A 21,616-nucleotide genomic window follows, 5' to 3' on the forward strand; every position below is an offset into this window, starting at 1 on the left:
CCCAAGCAACGCAGCGCCGGCTCGCAGGGACGCGACCGGCAGGATGCGCGGCGCGGCACCGCCAGCAACCGCAACACCGACGGCGAGGCGACGCAGGGCCGGCAGACGGCCCGCGCGACCCGGTCGGGCAACGCAAAGGTGTCCAACTATCCAGGCAAGGTCGTCGCCAAGCTGCGGCGTTCCCTCCGCTACCCGAGTGCCGCCAAGCGCGAGCGGCTGCGCGGCGAGGTCCAGGTCCGCTTCACCGTGGCCCGCAACGGGTCGGTGAGCGGGATCAGCGTCGTGCGCAGCTCCGGATCGCCGGTGCTCGACCAGGCGGCGCTCGAAACGGTGCGCCGCGCAGCGCCCTTCCCGCAGATTCCCTCGGAAGCGGGGCGCGCCTCCTGGCCGTTCACCGTCCCACTCGCCTTCATCCGCTGATCGCGTTCAAAAAGTCAGAGCGGGATGCGGACGGAAAACCGCTTCACACTTTTCCTCATCCCGCTCTATACGGCGGCGAGCAGGCTGGCGTTGCCGCCGGCCGCCGTCGTGTCGACGCAGATGGCCCGCTCGTGCGCATAGGCGGCCGGGTAGAGCGTCTCCGTCACCAGCGGCACCACCGCCCCTTCCCGGCCGGCAAGCGCGCCGCGTAGCACCTTGAGCCAGGCAGTGCCGCCGGACGCCGCCACCAGATCGAGCGGAAGCCGTGTGAGCCCCTCCGGCGATGCGACCCCGTCGGCCGCGGCGAGCGGCAACCCCTGCCCGAGAAGCGGCTTCAGGATCCGCGATGCATCGGGATGGACGGCCAGCACTGCATTGCCGGTGGCAAGCGCCTGGATAACCTCGGCCAGAAGAGCGTCCTCGTCGCCGCCAAGGCATAGAACCCGCCCGCGCGGCGCCAGCATCAGCGTGTTGGCCTCGCCGGTCGGTCCCGGCAGGTCGATCGGCCCCTGGTCGAGCGCCGCGGCGGCCGCCATCGCCTCCTGCCCCTTGCCGCGCAGAAGCTTGCGCAACACACCCAGCCGGTCCGCACGCTGCGCCCAGCCTTCGTCCAGCATCGGCATCAGGGGCTCAAGCACCTCCGCCGACAGAGCCGCACCGCCCGGCGCGGCCTGGTGCGGCGTCTCGGCAGCGCGGCGGAACCGGCGCAGATAGTGCGGGCCGCCGGCCTTGGGGCCGGTGCCGGACAGGCCTTCGCCGCCGAAAGGTTGCGAGCCGACCACGGCACCGATCTGGTTGCGGTTGACGTAGATGTTGCCGGCATGGACGTGATCGACCACATGCTGGGCGCGTGCATCGATGCGTGTGTGGAGCCCGAAGGTCAGGCCATAACCCTTTGCGTTGACGGCAGAAATGACATCGTCGATGGCATCGGCCTCGAAGGTCGCCACATGCAGGATCGGACCGAACACCTCGCGTTCGAGCTCACCGATGCCCGACACCTTGAAAGCCGCGGGGGCAACATGGCGCCCCCCGTTGGGGGCTTCGAGCGCGGCGATCAGACGACCCTTCGCGGTCATCTCCTGCGCATAGGCGCTGATGTTTCGCAGCGCCTCGTCGTCGATGACGGGACCGACATCCGTCGCCACCCGCCACGGATCTCCGACGGTCAGGGCACGCATCGCCCCTTCAAGCATCTCCGTCACGCGCTTTTCGACATCCTTCTGCACGTAGAGCATGCGCAGCGCCGAGCACCGCTGGCCGGCGCTTTGGAAGGCGGAGGCGACGATGTCGCGCACCGCCTGCTCGGGCAGTGCCGTGGAATCGACGATCATGGCGTTGAGGCCGCCGGTCTCGGCGATCAGCATGGCATCGGGATCGGCATTGGCGGCGAGCTGCCGCTCGATCAGCCGCGCCACCTCGGTGGAGCCAGTGAAGCAGACGCCGGCGATGCGCGGATCGGCCGTCAGCGGCCCGCCGACAGACGGGCCGTCGCCGGTCAGAAGCTGGATCACGTCGGCCGGCACGCCCGCCTCGTGCATCAGCGCCACGGCGCGGGCGGCGATGAGCGAGGTCTGCTCGGCCGGCTTGGCGATCACCGCATTGCCGGTGACGAGCCCGGCCGCGATCTGCCCGGTGAAGATGGCGAGCGGAAAGTTCCAGGGCGAGATGCAGACGATGACGCCGCGGGCCTCGGTGCCCTTCTCGGCGTGCCGCGCCTCCTGCGCGTAGTAGCGCAGGAAATCCACCGCCTCGCGCACCTCGGCGATGCCGTCGGCGAGCGTCTTGCCGGCCTCGCGGGCGGCCAGCGCGAAGAACTCGGGCGCCTGCCTCTCATAGAGGTCGGCAATGCGCCGGAGGATCGCGGCGCGCTCCGACACGGGCCTTGCCGCCCAGGAGGGCTGCGCGGCAAGGGCGAGGCCGACCGCCTCGTCCACCTGCCGGCGCGTCGCATCGCGAACGCTGCCGACGCTCTCACTGATGTCGGCCGGGTTCACCACCGGTCGCTCGGCACCATCGCCCGCAGCGCGAGTCATCGGCCCTGCCCGCCAGCGGTGCGGCGCCGAGAACGGCGCCCGCGCCTCCTCGATAGCTGCGAGCGTGACCGGATCGGTGATGTCCCAGCCCCTGGCGTTCAAGCGCGCCTCGCCAAAAATGTCCGCCGGACGCTGGATCGCCGGATTTGCGGCAACGGCCTGCCGCTCGACGGCCGCGAAGGGATCGCTGGCGATGGTCTCGGCGCTGACCGACGTGTCGACGATCTGGTGCACGAAGGACGAGTTGGCGCCGTTCTCCAGGAGCCGGCGGACCAGATAGGCGAGCAGGTCCTGATGCGCACCGACCGGCGCGTAGATGCGGCAACGCGTGCCGGCGCGCTTGCGCACCGCCTCGTGCAGCGCCTCTCCCATGCCGTGCAGCCGCTGGAACTCGAACGCCGCGCGTTCGGGCGCCATGGCGAGAATCGCCGCCGCCGTGTGCGCATTGTGGGTGGCGAACTGCGGATAGATGCGGTCCGTCATGCCGATCAGCTTGCGGGCGCAGGCGATGTAGCTGACGTCGGTGTTGACCTTGCGCGTGAAGACCGGGAATCCGTCGAGCCCCATCACCTGGGCGCGCTTGATCTCCGTGTCCCAGTAAGCGCCCTTGACGAGGCGGACCATGATGCGCCGGTCGAGCCTGGTCGCCAGATCGTAGAGCCAGTCGAGCACGAAGGAGGCGCGCAGCCCGTAGGCCTGGACGACGACGCCAAACCCGTCCCAGCCGGCAAGTGCGGGATCGGACAGCACCTGTTCGATGACATCGAGCGACAGGTCGAGCCGGTCGGCCTCCTCCGCGTCGACATTGAGCCCCATCTGCGCGTCGCGCGCGGCGAGCGCCAGGCTTTTCAGCCGCTCGACCATGACCGGCAGCATGGTCGCCTTCTGGGTTTCCTCGTAGCGCGGGTGCAGGGCCGACAGTTTTACCGAAATGCCCGGATTGGCACGGATATCGTCCCGGCCGGCACTGCGCCTCAAGGCGGCGATCGCATCGGCATAGGCCTTGTGGTAGCGCAGCGCATCGGCCTCCGTGCGTGCCGCCTCGCCCAGCATGTCATAGGAATAGGAATAGCCCTTGGCGATCAGCAGCTGGCCGCGCTTCATCGCCTCCTCGATGGTGCGGCCGAGAACGAATTGCTCGCCCATCTCGCGCATCGCTTTCGACACCGCCTTGCGGATCACCGGCTCGCCGAGGCGGCGCACCAGGCCGCGCAGCGTCGCCTCGACGCCCTCGCCCTCGTCGTCGAGCACGCGCCCCGTGAGCATCAGCGCCCAGGTCGAGGCGTTGACGAAGATCGAGGCGGAGCCGCCCGAATGGGCCGACCAGTCGTGCGGCGAAATCTTGTCGCGGATCAGATCGTCCATCGTCTCGGCGTCCGGCACGCGCAGCAGCGCTTCGGCAAGGCACATCAGCGCCACGCCCTCGCGCGTCGACAAGCCGTATTCGGAGAGGAACGCCTCCATCAGATGCGTGTCGCCGGAGCCGCGCACCGCCCGCACGAGATCGGCGGCATCGCGCGAAATCCCCTCGCGGGCGGAAGGCGAAAGGTCCGCCAGCCCGACCAGCCTTTCAAGCACCGTCGCCTCGTCGGCAAGATAATGGGCGCGAATGTCGGTCCTGAGCGATGCGGACGCGGGTCTGGGCATGATGTCCTCGATTGTCGATTGGCGAAAGACTGCCGGCACCTGCCGGCCTTGTTGAATCATAGCACAGGCGATCTGGATTTTTGGGCTGTTTGGAGCGCGTCGATGGTGTAAATGTCCTATCGTTGCCCGCCATAATGACGATCAAGGACTATTCTAGCGCATGTCGACAGAACGAGTGGACCGCATAGACCGCAACATCCTGAACGCGCTGACCCAGGACGGCCGCCTTTCGATCGCCGAACTGGGGCGGCGCGTCGGGCTTTCCAAGACGCCGGTGCAGGCCAGGCTGCGACGCCTTGAGAAGGAGGGCTACATCCGTGGCTATGCGGCGATCATCGACCGGGCGCGCATCGGCGAAGGCCACATCGCCTTCGTCCAGGTGGAGCTGTCAGACACCCGGTCCTCGGCGCTCGCCGCCTTCAACAAGGCAGTGCTTGGCGTGCCGGAGATCGAGCAATGCCACATGACGGCGGCGGATTTCGACTATCTTCTCAAGGTGCGCACGCGCGACATCGCCAGCTACCGCAAGGTCCTCGGCGAGAAGATCTCCTCCCTGCCGCATGTGGCGCGCACCTCCACCTTCGTCACCATGGAAACGGTCAAGGATCGCTAGCTCTCTGCGGATCGAGCGTTTTTAAGAATGCGACGAGCGCCTTGCGGCCGCGTTCGGTGAGCACCACGCCGCGCAGTTCCGTGCGGCCGGAAACGGCCGCCGGGGCGCGGCTGTAATGGTCGATCACCTCGTCCAGCGAGGCGAACTGCCCGGCATGCATATAGGGCGGACGGCTCGCCGCGCCGCGCAGTGACGGCGTCTTGTAGGCGCGCTGCATGGCCGCCCGGTCGCGCCGCATGAAGCGCAGCGCCGTGCAGGCATCCGGCTCGGCGTCGCTGTAGGTCCCCAGGCAGTTGAACGGGTCGGCGAGCACCTCGGCGATGCCGTCGGCGCGGCCGGCATCGTCGGCACGCCCGGCGACCGGCGGCACGCCGGTGTTGTGGAAATGATCGTCGGTGAAGCGCGGGCCGTTATGGCATTCCAGGCAATTCGCCTTGCCGATGAAGAGCTTCAGCCCCTCCCGCTCCAGGTCGGAAAGATCGTTGCCCGCCTCGGGCTCCCGCCCTTCCAGCATGGCGGCCGCAAACCGGTCGAACCGCGTCTGCGGCGGCCGAAGCGTCTCCTCGAAGGCGGCGAGCGCCTTGCCGAGATTGGAAAACACCCGGTTCACCGCCTCGCGGTCGTCCGGCGACATCGCCGCCCAGGCGGCGCGCTCGGCCGGCGTTCCCTTCGGTCCGGCATCGGCGGGAAGATGATCGAGTGCCGGCAGCGGGCCGAAGAGCTCCGCATAGCGCCGTGCATGGCGGGCTGCCAGATGATGCGCGAAGGCGGTGCGGTTGCCGGCATGCTCGCGCGCGTCCTCGAGCGGTGCCAGCGCCTGCGCCCAGAGGCTGTCGCGGCGCCCGTCCCAGAACTGCCAGGGGCTCCAGGCGACGCCGGCAAGCGGCATGGTCCGCCGGTCCGTCTCTGCGGCGCCCACGCCGCGCGGCAGGTCGTCCTGGAACTGCCGCTCCGGCTTATGGCAGGTGGCGCAGGACATGCTCGCGTTGCCGCTCAGCCCGGTGTCCGTGAACAGGAGAGCGCCGAATGCGGCCGCCCGCGGATCGCCCGAGACGCGGTTGCTTGGGTCGATCGGCCGTTCGGGCAGAGCGGCGAGCGACAGAGACCGGATGGCCTTCTTCTCGTTCTCGTCGAAATCGTCCGCGCCGCAAGCGGCCAACAGCAGCAGGCTTCCCGAGGCAAGGAGAAAAGCGGCTGCCCGGCGCGCCTGCATGGCGAGGGTCCTGACCCTAGAGATCGATGTTGAACTTGGCTTCGTCGAGGCCGGGCGTCGCGCTGATCCCGACACGGATTTCCCAGTGCCCGCCCATGTTAAAGCGCATGCCTTCGACGCGGTAGCGACCCTCCCCGAGGTTTTCGGTGACCTTCGGCTCGGTCGGCAGCCCGTGCCCGTGCGCCGGCATGCCGCCGTCAACGGCGATCTCGGCGTCGCTGACCGGCGCCCCGTCGGGCGTCGTCACAGTCAGAATCCACGCATGGGTCTCGCCGACGGGAACCGGCTGCAGATCGGTTTCGAACGTGACCTGGTAGAGCCCGTCGGCGCTGACCGTGTTGTAGGTGACGTCGATCTGCGGCGGAGGCGGCGCGAGAAGCCGGTAGCCGGCATAGACCGCGACCGCCGCGATCACCAACCCGAACAGGGCGAGGATGAAGCGGTTCTTTCCGGTTTCGGCCTGTGACGACATTCTGTCCCTCCGACTCGTTGGGCATATCTAGAGCGGGATGAGGAAAAGTGTGAAGCTGTTTTACGCCTGCGTCCCGCTCTAATTTCTAGAATCGATCGCGTTTATGATTTTGGATTGCTTCAATCCAAAATCATCACGATCTCGCGCAGCCCGGCGGGCAAGCGCCACCGAAATGGATAGCACCGCCTCCTCCCGCAGGGGCCCGCGACAAATGCGCCGGTGCTGGGCACCGGCGCCGGATCGTGCTGGACTTCAAGATGGATGGGCGCGCTCCCTACAACCCAAGCCCGCCGATGCAGACATATTTGGTGTCGAGATAATCCTCGATCCCCTGATGCCCGCCTTCCTTGCCAAGGCCGGATTCCTTCAGGCCGCCGAAGGGCGCCTCGACGGTGGTGATAATGCCCTCGTTGACGCCGACAAGGCCGTATCTCAACCCTTCCATGACGCGGAAGGCGCGGCCGAGATCGCCGGTGTAGAAGTAGCAGGCAAGGCCGAATGCCGTGTCGTTGGCGAGCCCGACCCCTTCCTCTTCCTTGTCGAAGCGGAAGACCGGGGCGACGGGCCCGAAGATCTCCTCCTGCATGAAGCGCATCTGCGGGGTGGCCTCGGCAATGACCGTCGGTTCGAAGAAGGTGCCGCCCAGCGCATGCCGGGCACCGCCGGCAGCCAGCCTGCCGCCCTTCCCGGTTGCGTCGGCGATCAACTCCTCCACCTTCTCGACGGCCTTGCCGTCGATCAAGGGGCCCTGCTGCGTGCCCTCCTCCAGGCCCGGCCCCACCTTCAGCGCCTTGGCCGCGCCGGCGAGCTTCTCGACGAATTTGTCGTAGATGCCCGCCTGCACGAAGAAACGGTTGGTGCAGACACAGGTCTGGCCGGAGTTGCGGTATTTGGCGGCGACGGCGCCAGCCACGGCGCGATCGAGATCGGCATCGTCGAAGACCAGGAACGGCGCGTTGCCGCCGAGCTCCATCGACACCTTCTTGACCGTCCCGGCCGCCTTCTGGATCAAGAGCTTGCCGACCTCGGTCGAGCCGGTGAAGGTGATCTTGCGCACCAGCGGGTTGCCACACAGCTCGTCACCGATCTCGGAGGCCGAGCCGGTGACGATGTTGACCACCCCTTTGGGAAAGCCGGCCTCTTCGCACAGCACGCCCCAGGCAAGCCCCGAATAGGGGGTCTGCGAGGCCGGCTTGGCGACCGCGGTGCAGCCCGAGGCGAGCGCCGGGCCGAGCTTGCGGGCGAGCATCGAGGACGGAAAGTTCCAGGGCGTGATGGCGCCGATAACGCCGACCGGCTCCTTCGTCACCAGGATGCGGCGGTCGGCCCAGGGGGACGGCACGACGTCGCCATAGACGCGCCGGCCCTCCTCCGCGTACCACAGCACATAGGCCGCCGACATGCCGACCTCGCCCTTGGCCTCGGCAAGGGGCTTGCCCTGCTCCATGACGAGAAGCTCGGCGAGCGCATCCTGATTGTCCATGATCGCATCGTGCAGCTTGCGCAGCAGCTTTGCCCTGTGGTCGGCGGAGGTCCGCTTCCAGGACTGGAAGGCCGTTTCCGCCGCCTCGATGGCGCGCCGCGTTTCAGCCGTCCCCGAGCGGGGCACGGTGCCGATTTTCGAGCCGGTGGCGGGGTTGATCACGTCGATGGTGTTGCCGGAATCAGCCTCCACCCAGGCACCGTCGATGAAATTCGCCTGACGCAGGAAATGGCTGGTTTTTTGAAGCATGTCCTTCTCCTCTCATTCGCGGCAACCTGAAGGTCAGATCCCCGGGCAAGTGTCGGGTTTGTCCACTAGCGCACTCGACCGCGGCCGCTAGAGGCTGTCTGGCTCCATTGATAGGCCCAATGGATCGCAGAACGCCAGAGCGCCGTGGGGATCAGGCAGGGACAAGGCCGGACCGCCCGGACGCTGCCGACGGGCAGCACGATCTGCTTCGCAGTCAGCAGAGCAACGGCCGGCATCGGGAAAAGTTTCAGGGCAATGAAACCGATGAGGACTGCTTGCAAAGAGCTCTGCGCGAGCGGCGATCCGCCCCCGGCGGTTGTGCCTTTCATGATCCACCGAACAGCCTATATGCTATGAAGCCTTGGTTTTAGGATTTCCGCATGCTTCGTTTGCTTCTTGCCATTGCCCTTTTCCTCAGCGCCGTTCCGGCGCAAGCGACGGAGGCCGGTTGGGCCTTGCTGCGCAATGGCGGACAGGTCGTCCTGATGCGCCATGCCGATGCCCCCGGCAGCGGCGACCCCGGCAATTTCGACATCGAAGCATGCGGCACCCAGCGCAATCTGTCCGACCGCGGACGGCAGCAGGCGCGCCGCATCGGGGCTTTGTTCCAGGCGCGCGCCGCGCCGATTGAACGGGTGTTGACCAGCCGCTACTGCCGCACCCGCGATACCGCGGTCCTTGCCTTTGGCGCCGATCTGGTCGAGCCGCTCGCGGCCCTCGACGTTCCCGCCGACGAGGCGGCGCTCAAAGCCCAGAAGGCGGAGCTGCTCGAGCGAATCGAGGGCTATTCCGGCTCCGGCAATCTGATCATGGTCACGCATCTTGCCGTCATCCAGGCGCTGATCGGCGGCCGGGCGCGCGAGGGTGAGGCCATTATTTTGTCACGAGGAGGCGGCAATCTGCATGCCGCCGCGCGCATAACATTCAACTGATCGACGGTTCAGTCCGCAAGGAACACCCTTTTCCTGCCGGCAAAAACCGATTAGAGACCCCACGATCATCTCATAGCAAAGAATCTCCCCAGACGAGGGCCCCGCAGTGACGACATTCGACAAGGTTGCCGACATCATCGCCGAGACGAGCGAGATCGACCGCGAGAAAATCACGCCAGAAAGCCACACGATCGACGATCTGGGCATCGACAGTCTGGATTTCCTGGACATCGTCTTTGCCATCGACAAGGAATTCGGCATCAAGGTTCCGCTCGAGAAGTGGACGCAGGAGGTCAATGACGGCAAGGTCTCGACCGAAGAATACTTCGTCATGAAGAATCTTTGCGCCAAGATCGACGATCTGGTCGCGGCGAAGGCTGCCTGAGTTCTTGCCTGCATCTGAAGCAGTATCGACGAGGATAGGATGAGCCCACGCGACGTTGTCATCACCGGCATGGGCATCGTCTCCTCGCTCGGCGAAGGGGTCGACGCCCATTGGCAGGCCCTCACGGCCGCCCCGCCCTCTCCCGTGCTCGACCGCGAGCGCTTCGCGCCCTACATGATCCATCCCCTGCCGGAGATCGACTGGAGTCGGCAGATCCCGCGCCGTGGCGACCAGCGGCAGATGGAGACATGGCAGCGGCTCGGCACCTATGCCGCCGGGCTGGCGCTCGACGATGCCGGCCTGAAGGAGAACGAGGGCCTGTGCGCTTCGATGGACATGGTCGTGGCGGCGGGCGGCGGCGAGCGTGACGAGACCGTCGACGAGGTGATCCTCAACGCTTCCCTGGCGCGCAACGACCAGGACGTGCTGCTCAACGAAAAGCTCACCACCGAGCTTCGCCCGACGCTGTTCCTCGCCCAGCTTTCCAACCTGCTCGCCGGCAACATCTCCATCGTCCACAAGGTGACGGGCTCGTCGCGCACCTTCATGGGCGAGGAAGGCGCCGGCGTCTCGGCCATCGAGACCGCGGCGGCGCGCATCCGCGCCGGACAGTCCTCGCACATTCTGGTGGGCGGTGCCTTCCAGACCGAGCATTCCGACATGCTGCTCGCCTACGAGCTGGCCGGCTTCCTGCACCGCCAGGACTGGAAGCCGGTGTGGCAGCGCGGCGGCTCGCAAGGCGGCGGCGTGGTCACCGGCTCGGGCGCCGCCTTCCTCGTCCTGGAAGCGCGTGAACACGCCGAAAAACGGGGCCGTGAGGCCTATGCGGCGATCGGACCCGTGGTCTCGCGCCGCGTGCGGCGCAACCGCGAACCGCTGGCCGAGGGCATCGCGGCGATGCTCGACGCGCTCTCCCTGCCTGAAGGGCCGCTGCTCACCGTTTCTGGCGCCTCCGGCGCCCACGCGCCGACCAAGGCGGAGGCGGAAGCATTGGGCACGCGCGGCACGCCCGTCGTGCGCGGGTTCTCCACGCTGACCGGACACATGAAGGAAGCGCAGTTCCCGTTTGCCGTGGCGCTGGCCGCGCTGGCCGTCCACCACGGCAAACCCTATCCCGCTTTCGATCCGCAGAACGAGGCGGCGTTCGAGGGGGCCCCGCAGGCTGCGCTGGCGACGGCGATCGGGTATCATTGCTTTGAAGGAATGGGGCTCGTCACCAAGGCCTGAGCCGGCTTGCCCCGCAGGATAAGAGATCGATCAGGTGAAAACGACCGACAGTTTTGGAAGACCCGTGGTTGCCGTGACCGGCATGGGCGTCGTCACGTCGCTCGGACAGGGGCGAGAGGACAATTGGAACGCGCTGATCGGCGGCCGCTCCGGCATCCATCCGATCACGCGGTTTCCGGTCGACCATCTGGCGACGACCATCGCCGGCACGGTCGATTTCCTGCCGTCGAGCCGGGATGGCGCCAGCGCCCTCACCTTCGAGCTCGCCGATCTCGCCGCCTCAGAAGCGGTGGGGCAATCGTGCCTTCCCGGGAGCGATTTCGGCGGCCCGCTGTTCCTGGCGGCCCCGCCCGTGGAGCTCGACTGGCGCCATCGCCTGTCGCTCTATGCGGGAGCCAGAGAGCACAACGGCAACAAGAGCCTGATCGAAGCCGCGCGCATCGCCAAGGCGATCGAGCTGTTCGACGAAAGCCAGTTCGCAACGATCGCCGACAGGCTGGCCGACAGGTTCGGCACGCGCGGCCTGCCGATCACGCTGTCGACCGCCTGCGCGTCCGGCGCGACGGCGATCCAGCTCGGCATCGAGGCGATCCGCCGCGGCGAGTGCGAGCGCGCGCTGTCGATCGGCGCCGACGGCTCGGCGACCGCCGAGGCGCTGATCCGCTTCTCGCTGCTTTCGGCCCTGACCACGCAGAACGAATTTCCCGAAAAGGCCTCGCGCCCCTTCTCCAAGGATCGCAGCGGCTTCGTGCTGGCCGAGGGGGCCGGCGCGCTGGTGCTCGAATCGCTCGACAGCGCGCTGGCCCGCGGCGCCGAGATTCTCGGCATCATGCGCGGCTGCGGCGAGAAGGCCGACGACTTCCACCGCACCCGCTCCAAGCCGGACGGCTCGCCGGCGATCGCCGCCGTGCGGGCGGCGCTTTCCGATGCCGGCATGGCCGAGGACGCGGTCGAGTACATCAACGCGCACGGCACCTCGACGCCGGAAAACGACAAGATGGAGCATCTGTCCCTGTCGACGGTTTTCGGCGAGCGCATCAAGTCCGTGCCGATCTCCTCCAACAAGTCGATGATCGGACACACGCTGTCGGCGGCCGGCGCCGTCGAGGCCGTCTTCTCGATCATGACGATGCGCGAGGGCGTCATTCCGCCGACCATCAACTACGACACGCCCGATCCGGCGATCGAGCTCGACGTGGTGCCGAACGTCAAGCGCCAGGCCCAGGTCTCGACCGTGCTGTCGAACTCCTTCGGCTTCGGCGGGCAGAACACCTGCCTTGTCATGGCGCGCGAACCGGAATGAAAAGAGAGCGGATGGTGAATGGTCAACAGTGAATGGAAGACGGGATTCTCACCATTCACTATTCACCATTCACCATTCACCAACTACAACGCACTCTCCACGGAACCTGAACTCATGCGCGCATTGCAACTCGTCGCGGACCGGAAGCTCGAAACCGTCGATCTTGCGCCGCCTCCGCCGCCCGGCCAAGGCGAAGTGACGCTGAGGATTCGCGCCGTGGCGCTGAACCACATCGACGTGTGGGGCTGGCGCGGCATGGCGTTCGCCAAGCGCAAGATGCCGCTGGTGGTCGGAGCCGAGGCATCCGGAGAGGTCGAGGCGGTCGGCCCCGGGGTCGGCAATCTCCTGCCGGGGCAGCTGGTCTCCATCTACGGTGCGCGCACCTGCGGCCTGTGCCGTCCCTGCCGCGAGGGACGCGACAATCTGTGCGAGCACGTCTCAGGCGTCCACGGCTTCCACCTCGACGGTTTTGCGCAGGAGAAGATCAACCTGCCGGCGCGGCTCCTGGTGCCCGCCCCGCCCGGCGTCGACGAGATCGGCGCGGCGGTGGCCCCCGTCACCTTCGGCACGGTCGAGCACATGCTGTTCGACAACGCCAGGCTGGAGCCGGGGGAAACGATCCTCATCCAGGCCGGCGGCTCCGGCATCGGCTCGGCGGCGATCCAGCTCGCCAAGCGCATGGGCTGCACCGTCATCACCACGGTCGGCTCGAACGACAAGATCGACAAGGCCAAGGCGCTCGGCGCCGATCACGTCATCAACTACCGCGAGGACCGCTTCGAGGGCGTGGTGCGCAAACTGACCAGGAAGCGCGGCGTCGACGTGGTGTTCGAGCATGTCGGCGCCGACACCTGGGCCGGCTCCATGCTGTCGCTGAAACGCGGCGGGCGGCTCGTCACCTGCGGCTCCACCTCCGGCGTCTCGACCAACATGAACCTCATGCAATTGTTCCAGCAGCAGTTGAAGCTGCTCGGCTCCTTCGGCTGCCGGATGGAGAACATGGCCGACGCCATGCAGAAAATGGCCGCGGGCCTCGTCTCCCCCGTGGTCGATACGGTGGTCGGCTTCGACGACATCGACACCGCGCTGGCGCGCATGGAAGGCCGCGACGTGTTCGGCAAGATCATCCTGCGGATCGCCTGACCCGGCAGATGAAGCGCTTCCTCCTCCTTCTCGGCAGGCGGTTGAAGGCCGCGGAATACTGGCTGACAGCTCGCCTCGTCATCCTGCTTTTAGGCCTTTTGCGTCGCCTCCCGCCGCAAAAGGCGCTGCAGCTGGCCGAGCGGATCGCCCGCCGCGCCGGCCCCTGGGTCGGCCGGCACCGGCTCGCCGTCAGCAATCTGCGCCAGGCCTATCCGGAAAAGAGCGACGCCGAGATCGAGACCATCGCCTCGGACATGTGGGCCAACATGGCCCGGCTCGCCGTCGAATACGTGTTTCTCGACAAGCTGTTCGATTTCGACCCCGACAGCGACAAGCCGGGCCGCGTCGAGGTCTGCGGCATCGACGTGTTCGTCAAGCTGCGCGAGGAAAAGGGTGTGCCGCACATCTTCTTCACCGCCCATCTCGGCAATTTCGAGTTCCTGCCGATCGCCGCGGCGAAGTTCGGGCTCGAGACCACCTCCCTCTTCCGCCCGCCGAACAATCCCTATGTCGCCGACTACATCCTGAGGACTCGCCGCAGCGCCATGGGTGGCCTCGTGCCCTCGCAGGCGGGCGCTGCCATGCAGCTTGCCCGCGTCCTCGACGAGGGCGGCAATGTCGGCGTGCTGGTGGACCAGAAGTTCCGCAAGGGCGTGCGCACGCACTTCTTCGGCCGCGCCTGCCGGACCAACCCGCTGGTGCCGAAGCTTGCCCGGCACTATGGCTGCGACGTCTATCCGGCGCGCTGCATCCGCCTGCCCGGCGGGCGCTACCGGCTGGTGGTGGAGGACAAGATCTCGCTTCCGCGCACCACCGACGGCACCGTCGATGTCGAGGCGGGCGCGCAGATGCTCAACGACATCGTCGAACGCTGGGTGCGCGAAGACCCGGGCCAGTGGATGTGGTTCCACAAGCGCTGGGCGATGTAGCCGGACACTGCCGGGGGCTTCAATCGGTGACGACGATCCGCGTGTTGGCCGGGCCGACCTGCTTCACGAGCGCATAAAGCCGCGCCGCATTGGCCGTGTCGAGGCGGACGCATCCATGCGAAGCCGGGCGGCCGAGCCTGGAGACCGCGTTGGTGCCGTGGATCGCATAGCCGCCGTGATAGAAGATCGAATAGGGCATCGGTGACATATCGTATTTGCGCGAATACCACATGCGGTGCATCCGCTTCGGCCGCCACTGGCCGCGCGGGGTGACATAGCCGCGTCTTGCTGTGGATACGCGCCAGCGATGCAGCACGCGGCCGCGATGAGTGACAGTCATCGTCTGCGTCGAAAGACTGACCTTGGCGACCAGATTGGCCGCAATACCATCCGCGGTGGCGCCAGCCAAGAGCATCCCCGCGACGGCCAATGCATAAAAGAAGTTTTTCATGAGCGCCCCCGCTCTCTGCGTCAAGTTCACGCCTGTTGAATTTCAATCTTACTTGAAAAGGATAACAAAACCTCAAATGACCTTTTCATGTTGAGCGCATTCGCCTCAAACGCGCAAGAACGCGGCGCTCACAATTGCGTGTATACGGCCTTGCCAAGCGTCTTTCGGGCGGTTCTATTGCCGGTATGAACGAACATCTTGCCCTCGCCGTCCGCGGCCGCGTCGATGACCTGGTCGCCCTCACCGCAGACCTGATCCGCTTTCCGACGGTGAACCCGCCGGGCGAAGCCTATACGCCCTGCGCCGAATACATCGCCGCGCGCCTCAGCAAGCGCGGCTTTTCCACCCAGCTCATCCGCGGCACCGGCGCGCCGGGCGATTCGGACCGCTACCCGCGCACCAATGTGGTGGCGCGGCGCGAGGGTCGCAGCCCCGGCGCGACGGTCCATTTCAACTCGCATATCGATGTCGTCGAGGCCGGCGAAGGCTGGACCGTCGATCCCTATGCCGGCGTGGTGCGCGACGGCAAGGTGTTCGGCCGCGGCGCCTGCGACATGAAGGGCGGGCTCGCCGCCTCGATCATCGCGGCCGAAGCCTTTCTCGAGGTCTATCCGGACTTTCCCGGCGCGATCGAGATCTCCGGCACGGCCGACGAGGAATCCGGCGGCTTCGGCGGCGTCGCCCATCTGGCGCGCCAGGGCTTCTTCTCCAAGCCGCGCGTCGACCATGTGATCATCCCCGAGCCGCTCAACAAGGACCGCATCTGCCTCGGCCATCGCGGCGTGTGGTGGGCAGAGATCGAGACCCACGGTGCAATTGCCCACGGCGCGATGCCATTCCTCGGCGATTCGGCAATCCGCCACATGGGCGCCGTGCTGCACGCCTTCGAGGAGGAATTATATCCCGCTCTCGAGCACAAGCAGACGCGCATGCCGGTGGTGCCGGAAGGGGCGCGCCGCTCCACCCTCAACCTCAACTCAGTCCATGGCGGTCAGACGGAAGACTTCTTCCCCGGCCTCCCCTCGCCCAACGTCGCCGATTCCTGCCGCCTCGTACTCGACCGGCGCTTCCTGATCGAGGAAGACATTTCCGAGGTGAAGGGCGAGGTCGTCTCGATCCTCGAGCGGCTGAAACGCGAGCGGCCGAAATTCGACTATCACCTGCGCGACCTGATGGAGGTGCTGCCGCTGATGACCGAGCGCGACGCGCCGGTTCCCACCGCCATCGCCGCCGGCATCCGCGAAGTGTTCGGCAAGGAGCCCGAATACATCATCTCGCCCGGCACCTACGACCAGAAGCACATCGCCCGCATCGGCCATCTGCACGACTGCGTCGCCTATGGCCCCGGCATCCTGGATCTGGCGCACCAGCCCGACGAATGGGTCGGCATCGAGGACATGGTGCAGTCGGCCATCGTCATGGCGATGAGCCTCGACGCGCTCCTGCGCGGAGCGCGGCCGGCGCCCTGACGGCGGCACGAACACTTCGATTTACTCGCGCGGAAATTCGCGCTTCAATCCTCCGGAATCGGAGGTTCCCCGGGAGAAAGCCATGAAAACGATCAAGTCCATCCTCGGCGGCGCGGCGCTGTTATTGGTCGCCGGGACGGCGGCCCTGGCCGCGCGCGCCGACCTCGTCGTCGGCGTCGTTCTGGAGCCTCCGCATCTCGACCCGACCGCGAGCGCCGCGGCGGCCATCGACGAGATCCTTTATGCCAACGTCTTCCAGGGCCTGACCCGCATCGGCCGCAACGGCGAGGTGCTGCCCGCCCTTGCCGAGAGCTGGACAGTCTCCGACGACGGCAAGACCTACACCTTCACGCTGCATTCGGACGTCAAGTTCCACGACGGGACGAGCTTCGACGCCGAGGACGTGAAATTCTCCCTCGACCGGGCGCGGGCCGACGATTCCACCAATGCGCAGAAGCAGCTTTTCGCGGCCATCGACAGTATCGAGGTGGTCGATCCGATCACCGTCAAGGTGACCCTGAAGACGCCGCAGGGCGGCTTCCTCTACAATATGGGCTGGGGAGACGCCGTCATGGTGGCGCCCGAATCGGCCGACGGCAACAAGGAGAAGCCGGTCGGGACCGGGCCCTTCACGTTCGAGAGCTGGGCCAAGGGCTCGGCCGTCAAGCTGGTCAGGAACCCCGACTACTGGGGCAAGGCGGCCGCTCTCGAAAAGGCCGAATTCCGCATCGTGCCGGATGCGGCGGCAGCGATCCCCGCCCTCCTCTCCGGCGACGTGCAGGCTTTTCCGCAAATGCCCGCCGGCGACGCGCTGGTGCAGATCGAGACCGACCCGCGTTTCGTCGTCAAGATCGGCTCCACCGAGGGCGAGACAATCCTTGCCATCAACAACGGCAAGGAGCCGTTCAACAATCTGAAGGTCCGCCAGGCGATCGCCCACGCGCTGAACCGCGATGAGATCATCGCCGGCAACGGCTCGGGCTACGGCACGCCGATCGGCTCGCATTTCTCGCCGGCCAACGAGGCCTATGTGGACCTGACCGGCACCTATCCCTACGATCCGGCGAAATCCAAGGAGCTGCTCGCCGAGGCCGGCTATCCGGACGGCTTCAAGGCGACGCTGAAGCTGCCGCCGCCGCTCTATGCCCGCCAGGGCGGCGAGGTGGTCGCTTCCGAGCTGCGCCAGGTCGGGATCGAGCTGGAGATCATGCCGGTCGAATGGGCGCAGTGGCTGGAGCAGGTCTTCAAGGCCAAGGACTATGACCTCACCATCGTCTCGCACACCGAGCCCAACGACATCGACATCTATGGGCGCGACGACTACTACTTCAACTACGCCAATCCGGCCTTCAAGGAAGTGATGAACACGCTCGCTGCCACCGCCGATCCGGCCCGGCGCATCGAGCTCTACAAGACCGCGCAGAAGATCATCGCCGAGGATGCGGTGAACGGCTTCCTGTTCCAGTTGCCGAAAGTCGGCGTGTGGGATGCGAAGCTCGAAGGCCTATGGGAGAACTCGCCCATCCAGGCCAACGATCTGACAGAGGTGAAGTGGGCAGACTAGCCCATTGAGAAGGCCTGCCTGCGGGTCGCCAAGACGACGCCGCGGGCGGGACGCCCCTCATGACCGCCTATCTCGCCAAACGATTAGCCACCGGCCTCGCGACGCTGCTCGTCGCGTCGGTCGTGGTCTTCTGCGTGCTCGAGATCATGCCCGGCGATCCGGCACTGCTGATGCTCGGCATGAACGCCGAACCTGAGGCGCTGGCGACACTGCGCGAGCAGATGGGCCTCAACCAGCCCGTCGTGCTGCGCTATCTCGACTGGGTTTGCGGGATGGCGGTGGGCGATTTCGGCCGCTCCTATACCTATTCCACGCCGGTCCACGACCTGATCGGCGAGCGCATCCTGGTCTCTCTGCCGCTCGCCATCCTGTCGCTCATCCTGTCGACGGCGATTGCCATTCCGGTCGGCATCTTCGCCGCCGCCCGGCGCGGCCGGCCGGCCGACACGGTCACCATGGGCGTGGCGCAGGTGGGCGTCGCCATTCCCAATTTCTGGTTCGCCCTGCTTCTGATCTACCTCTTCGCCGTGTGGCTGCAGCTGGTGCCGGCCGGCGGCTTTCCCGGCTGGAGCGCCGGCCTGTGGGCCGGCCTCAAGGCGCTCATCCTGCCGGCCGTCGCGCTGGCCCTGCCGCAGGCGGCGATCCTTGCCCGCGTCACCCGCTCGGCGATGCTGGAAGTGCTCGGCGAGGACTATATCCGCACCGCCCGCGCCAAGGGGATGCCGCGCCGCGTCGTCCTCTGGCACCATGCGCTACGCAACGCCATGATCCCGGTGCTGACCATCCTCGGCCTGCAATTCGCCTTCCTCCTGGCCGGCACGATCATCATCGAGAACGTGTTCTACCTACCCGGCCTCGGCCGCCTCGTCTTCCAGGCCATCACCCAGCGCGACCTGATCGTCGTCGAGGGCGTGGTCATGCTCCTTGTCGCCGCCGTCGTCGCCGTCAACATCCTGGTGGACATTGGCTATGCCATCGTCGACCCGCGCCTGAGGACCCGCCGATGAGCCTCGATCCGACCTTACGCGAGGATCCGGCCGAGCCGCATTTCCTGTGGCTCGTCCTGTCCAACCGGTCCTTTCTGATCGGCGCCGCCGTCACGCTCGCCGTGGCGGCGATGGCGCTCCTCTCCTTCGTGTGGACGCCGCACGACATCACCAACCTCGTCGTCGCCGACCGCCTGCAGGGCTTGTCCTGGAGCCATCCGCTCGGCACGGATCATCTCGGCCGCGACATCCTGTCGATGATCATGATCGGCGCCCGCAACTCCATCGCCGTCGCCATCGTCGCCGTCGTCATCGGCATGGGCGTCGGCGTGCCGCTCGGCGCCTGGGCGGCGGCGCGCGGCGGCTGGCTCGACGACGTCCTGATGCGCTTCAACGACCTCGTCTTCGCCTTCCCCGCCCTGCTCTCGGCGATCATGATCACCGCCATCTTCGGGCCCGGCGCCGTCAACGCCATCATCGCCATCGGCATCTTCAACGTGCCCGTCTTCGCGCGGGTGGCGCGGGCCGGCGCGCTTTCGATCTGGCCGCGCGAATTCATCCTGGCTGCGCGCGCCGCCGGCAAGAGCAGGACGCTCATCACCATCGAGCACATCCTGCCCAACATCACGGCGCTGCTGCTCGTTCAGGGCACGATCCAGTTCGCGCTCGGCATCCTCGCCGAAGCCGGCCTTTCCTATCTCGGCCTCGGCGCCCAGCCGCCCATGCCGTCCTGGGGCCGCATGCTGTTCGAGGCGCAGACCCGGATGATCGTCGCGCCGCATCTGGCGATCTTTCCGGGACTTGCAATCGTCGTCACCGTGCTCGGCCTCAACCTGCTCGGCGACGGCCTGCGCGACCTGCTCGACCCACGCCTGAGGCGCCAGCGATGAGCCTGCTCTCCATCGAAAACCTGTCGCTCGACATCGCCGGGCTGCCGATTCTCAAGGATGTCGACCTGTCCGTCGAGCCGGGCGAGGTTTTGGGACTCGTCGGCGAATCGGGATCGGGCAAGTCCATGACGGCGCTGACGGTCATGCAGCTCCTGCCGGAGGCGGCGCGCACGCAAGGCCGGGTCACCTTCGACGGGATCGATATCCTGGCCGCCCCCGAGGAGGCCATGTGCCGCCTGCGCGGCGACGATATCGGCATGGTGTTCCAGGAACCGATGACGGCGCTCAACCCGGTCAAGACCATTGGCGAGCAGGTGGCCGAGGGCATTCGCTGGCACACCGGCGCCAACCGGGCCGACGCCGAGGCGCGGGCCCGCGCTATCCTCGACCGGGTCGGACTGCCCGAGGCAAAATTTCCGCTGACGCGCTTCCCGCACGAACTTTCCGGCGGCCAGCGTCAGCGCGTCGTGATCGCCATCGCCTGCGCACTGAAGCCCAAGCTTCTGATCGCCGACGAGCCGACCACGGCGCTCGACGTGGTGCTGCAGGCGCAGATCCTGGATCTCCTGCGTGATCTGGTGGACGAGAACCGGATGGGCCTGCTGCTCATCTCGCACGATCTCGCGGTCGTCGCCGAGATGGCCGACCGGGTGACGATCATGCGGCACGGCGAGGTCGTCGATGCCGGTCGCACGGCCGGAATTCTGACCGAGCAGCGCCACCCTTACACGCGCCGGCTCGCCGAGGCATCGACGCATGTGCCGGCGCGAGCGCGCACCGAACCCTCCGGCGAAGACCGGAAAGCGCTGCTCGACGTCTCCGGCGTCACCCGCGACTACCCCGGTCGCCGCAAAGGCTTCTTCTCGCGGGCCGAGCCCTTCCGCGCCGTCGACAATGTCAGCTTCTCCCTGGCGCCCGGCCACGCCGTCGCGCTGGTCGGGCGCTCCGGCTGCGGAAAATCGACGCTGGCGCGCATGATCCTGGCGCTCGACCGGCCGACCGCCGGCGAAATCCGCCTGGCGGGAGAAGCCCTGGGCGACAAGAGCGAGGCGGAACTGCGCAGCGCCCGCCGCAACATGCAGGTCGTGTTTCAGGACCCCTACGGCTCGTTCAACCCGCGCCACCGGGTCGAACGGCTGGTGGCCGAGCCGCTGCATCTCCTCGACAAGCGGCCCACGGCCGCCGAACGGCGCGAACAGGTGGCCGAGGCGCTGCACGATGTCGGCCTTTCTCCCTCCGACATGGACAAGTTCCCGCACCAGTTCTCCGGCGGCCAGCGCCAGCGCATCTCGATCGCCCGTGCCATCATCACCCGCCCCAGGCTCATCGTCGCCGACGAGCCCGTCTCGGCGCTCGACGTGTCGATCCGGGCGCAGATCCTCGATCTGTTCGCCGACCTCAACCAGCGGCTCGACCTCACCTATCTCTTCATCACCCACGACTTGACCGTTGCCCGGGCGATCACCGACGAGGTGATGGTCATGGATGAGGGGCGGATCGTCGAGCGCGGCCGGACGCAGGAAGTGCTGAAGCATCCACGGACGGCGCCGGCACGGGCGCTGGTCGACGCGGCGCCGGACCTTGAACGTGCGCTAGCGGCTCGGCGCGGCGATAAGGCGCTCTGACCCGATCATTGCGCTATTCGCCTTTCCCGGCATGAAAGGATCGCAAGGCACTGGAAAATAAAAATAATCCGGAACTCGTGGAAGCGCAAAAACTCGGGCAGACGGCTACCCGTTCTTGCCGGTGATCTCGGCGAGGTCGGCGTCGCCCAGCGCCAGGATCTCGCCGACCCGTGCCGCCAGACGTTCATGTCGCGGTTTCAGGTCGGGATCGCCGGTGGCGATCTGCAGGAGCAGCTTCGCCAGGATCAGCCGGTGTCCGCGCCCGCTTCCGCGCAGCCCGATGCGGGCCTGGGCCACCTCACGGTCGCCCTCGAGCATGGTGACGGCCGATACGATCTCACCGGCATCGGCCTCGGCGACGCCGAACGCGCTGATGGCGATCCGTTGCAAAACCGCCGTTTCGCGTTCTCCGGGAGCCTCGTCGGACATTGCCAGGCGCAGCAACAGGAGCGATTCCGCGACAAGCACATGCGCCGCGGCCGTCTTGTCGGTGTTCGAGGGCCCGGCGCCCGAGGATGGCGTTGCTGACATCGCCCGTTTCCTGTTCTTCTGGCGCCCTGAGGTCGCGACCCGTTGATC

At 66.9% G+C, this 21,616-nt stretch carries 19 protein-coding genes; 13 read left to right on the plus strand and 6 right to left on the minus strand.

The window, feature by feature from the left end; genetic code table 11:
* Nucleotides 1-420: energy transducer TonB (locus NUU27_RS08530; RefSeq protein WP_257761665.1), on the plus strand; the 420-nt coding region annotated here is incomplete at its 5' end.
* 65 nt (nucleotides 421-485) lie between these two features.
* Here NUU27_RS08530 and putA read toward each other — a convergent pair.
* On the minus strand, nucleotides 486-4,103 hold the full coding sequence (gene putA, locus NUU27_RS08535; protein WP_257761666.1) for a bifunctional proline dehydrogenase/L-glutamate gamma-semialdehyde dehydrogenase PutA: 3,618 nt from the start codon (nucleotides 4,101-4,103) through the stop codon (nucleotides 486-488).
* Between the two features lie 160 nt (nucleotides 4,104-4,263).
* Here putA and NUU27_RS08540 point away from each other — a divergent pair, with 160 nt between their 5' ends.
* Nucleotides 4,264-4,716 carry an Lrp/AsnC family transcriptional regulator gene (locus tag NUU27_RS08540; protein ID WP_257761667.1) on the plus strand — a complete coding sequence of 151 codons (453 nt, stop codon included), beginning with the start codon at nucleotides 4,264-4,266 and terminating at the stop codon, nucleotides 4,714-4,716.
* On the opposite strand, the gene NUU27_RS08545 is transcribed toward NUU27_RS08540, so the two are convergent.
* The 3 genes from NUU27_RS08545 to NUU27_RS08555 all read right to left on the minus strand — a co-directional run bounded on the left by NUU27_RS08545 (nucleotide 4,703) and on the right by NUU27_RS08555 (nucleotide 8,133).
* Nucleotides 4,703-5,929 carry a cytochrome-c peroxidase gene (locus tag NUU27_RS08545; RefSeq protein WP_257761668.1) on the minus strand — a complete coding sequence of 409 codons (1,227 nt, stop codon included), beginning with the start codon at nucleotides 5,927-5,929 and terminating at the stop codon, nucleotides 4,703-4,705. The genes NUU27_RS08540 and NUU27_RS08545 overlap by 14 nt on opposite strands.
* Before the next feature lie 16 nt (nucleotides 5,930-5,945).
* Entirely contained in the window at nucleotides 5,946-6,401 is a 456-nt protein-coding gene (locus tag NUU27_RS08550) for a FixH family protein (RefSeq protein WP_257761669.1), read from the minus strand.
* 274 nt (nucleotides 6,402-6,675) lie between these two features.
* The gene (locus NUU27_RS08555; protein WP_257761670.1) at nucleotides 6,676-8,133 is read right to left on the minus strand and encodes an NAD-dependent succinate-semialdehyde dehydrogenase; all 1,458 of its coding nucleotides are present in this window, start codon (nucleotides 8,131-8,133) and stop codon (nucleotides 6,676-6,678) included.
* A 380-nt stretch (nucleotides 8,134-8,513) separates the two neighbouring features.
* Between NUU27_RS08555 and NUU27_RS08560 the strand changes: the two genes are divergently transcribed.
* The 6 genes from NUU27_RS08560 (at nucleotide 8,514) to NUU27_RS08585 (ending at nucleotide 14,052) form a co-directional block, all read left to right on the plus strand.
* Nucleotides 8,514-9,065 (plus strand): histidine phosphatase family protein, encoded by a 552-nt coding sequence (locus NUU27_RS08560; protein WP_257761671.1) that lies wholly within the window; start codon nucleotides 8,514-8,516, stop codon nucleotides 9,063-9,065.
* Nucleotides 9,066-9,171: 106 nt separating this feature from the next.
* The gene (locus NUU27_RS08565; protein ID WP_257761672.1) at nucleotides 9,172-9,450 is read left to right on the plus strand and encodes an acyl carrier protein; all 279 of its coding nucleotides are present in this window, start codon (nucleotides 9,172-9,174) and stop codon (nucleotides 9,448-9,450) included.
* Nucleotides 9,451-9,489: 39 nt separating this feature from the next.
* Nucleotides 9,490-10,677 (plus strand): beta-ketoacyl-ACP synthase, encoded by a 1,188-nt coding sequence (locus NUU27_RS08570; RefSeq protein ID WP_257761673.1) that lies wholly within the window; start codon nucleotides 9,490-9,492, stop codon nucleotides 10,675-10,677.
* A gap of 82 nt (nucleotides 10,678-10,759) precedes the next feature.
* Nucleotides 10,760-11,980 carry a beta-ketoacyl-ACP synthase gene (locus tag NUU27_RS08575; RefSeq protein WP_374566168.1) on the plus strand — a complete coding sequence of 407 codons (1,221 nt, stop codon included), beginning with the start codon at nucleotides 10,760-10,762 and terminating at the stop codon, nucleotides 11,978-11,980.
* 114 nt (nucleotides 11,981-12,094) lie between these two features.
* Nucleotides 12,095-13,123: a zinc-binding dehydrogenase gene (locus NUU27_RS08580; protein ID WP_257761675.1), complete on the plus strand. Its 1,029-nt coding sequence runs from the start codon at nucleotides 12,095-12,097 to the stop codon at nucleotides 13,121-13,123.
* An 8-nt stretch (nucleotides 13,124-13,131) separates the two neighbouring features.
* Nucleotides 13,132-14,052: a lipid A biosynthesis lauroyl acyltransferase gene (locus NUU27_RS08585; RefSeq protein WP_257761676.1), complete on the plus strand. Its 921-nt coding sequence runs from the start codon at nucleotides 13,132-13,134 to the stop codon at nucleotides 14,050-14,052.
* Nucleotides 14,053-14,071: 19 nt separating this feature from the next.
* On the opposite strand, the gene NUU27_RS08590 is transcribed toward NUU27_RS08585, so the two are convergent.
* A complete protein-coding gene (locus NUU27_RS08590; RefSeq protein ID WP_257761677.1) occupies nucleotides 14,072-14,503 on the minus strand; it encodes a L,D-transpeptidase in 432 nt (143 codons plus the stop codon).
* A gap of 185 nt (nucleotides 14,504-14,688) precedes the next feature.
* On the opposite strand from NUU27_RS08590, the gene NUU27_RS08595 reads away from it, so the two are divergent.
* The 5 genes from NUU27_RS08595 to NUU27_RS08615 all read left to right on the plus strand — a co-directional run bounded on the left by NUU27_RS08595 (nucleotide 14,689) and on the right by NUU27_RS08615 (nucleotide 21,037).
* A complete protein-coding gene (locus NUU27_RS08595) occupies nucleotides 14,689-15,972 on the plus strand; it encodes an acetylornithine deacetylase/succinyl-diaminopimelate desuccinylase family protein (protein ID WP_257761678.1) in 1,284 nt (427 codons plus the stop codon).
* Between the two features lie 82 nt (nucleotides 15,973-16,054).
* On the plus strand, nucleotides 16,055-17,536 hold the full coding sequence (locus NUU27_RS08600) for an ABC transporter substrate-binding protein (protein WP_257761679.1): 1,482 nt from the start codon (nucleotides 16,055-16,057) through the stop codon (nucleotides 17,534-17,536).
* A gap of 59 nt (nucleotides 17,537-17,595) precedes the next feature.
* Nucleotides 17,596-18,543 carry an ABC transporter permease gene (locus NUU27_RS08605; protein ID WP_257761680.1) on the plus strand — a complete coding sequence of 316 codons (948 nt, stop codon included), beginning with the start codon at nucleotides 17,596-17,598 and terminating at the stop codon, nucleotides 18,541-18,543.
* Entirely contained in the window at nucleotides 18,540-19,412 is an 873-nt protein-coding gene (locus tag NUU27_RS08610; protein ID WP_257761681.1) for an ABC transporter permease, read from the plus strand. The genes NUU27_RS08605 and NUU27_RS08610 overlap by 4 nt, the downstream gene beginning before the upstream one ends.
* Nucleotides 19,409-21,037, plus strand: a complete 1,629-nt coding sequence (locus NUU27_RS08615; RefSeq protein ID WP_257761682.1) for an ABC transporter ATP-binding protein — start codon at nucleotides 19,409-19,411, stop codon at nucleotides 21,035-21,037. Before NUU27_RS08610 ends, NUU27_RS08615 begins: the two co-directional genes overlap by 4 nt.
* Nucleotides 21,038-21,142: 105 nt before the next feature.
* On the opposite strand, the gene NUU27_RS08620 is transcribed toward NUU27_RS08615, so the two are convergent.
* Nucleotides 21,143-21,568, minus strand: a complete 426-nt coding sequence (locus tag NUU27_RS08620) for a TerB family tellurite resistance protein (RefSeq protein WP_257761683.1) — start codon at nucleotides 21,566-21,568, stop codon at nucleotides 21,143-21,145.
* Nucleotides 21,569-21,616: the final 48 nt, after the last annotated feature.

This window comes from Nitratireductor sp. ZSWI3 (assembly GCF_024655565.1).
Classification (GTDB): Bacteria; Pseudomonadota; Alphaproteobacteria; order Rhizobiales; family Rhizobiaceae; genus Nitratireductor.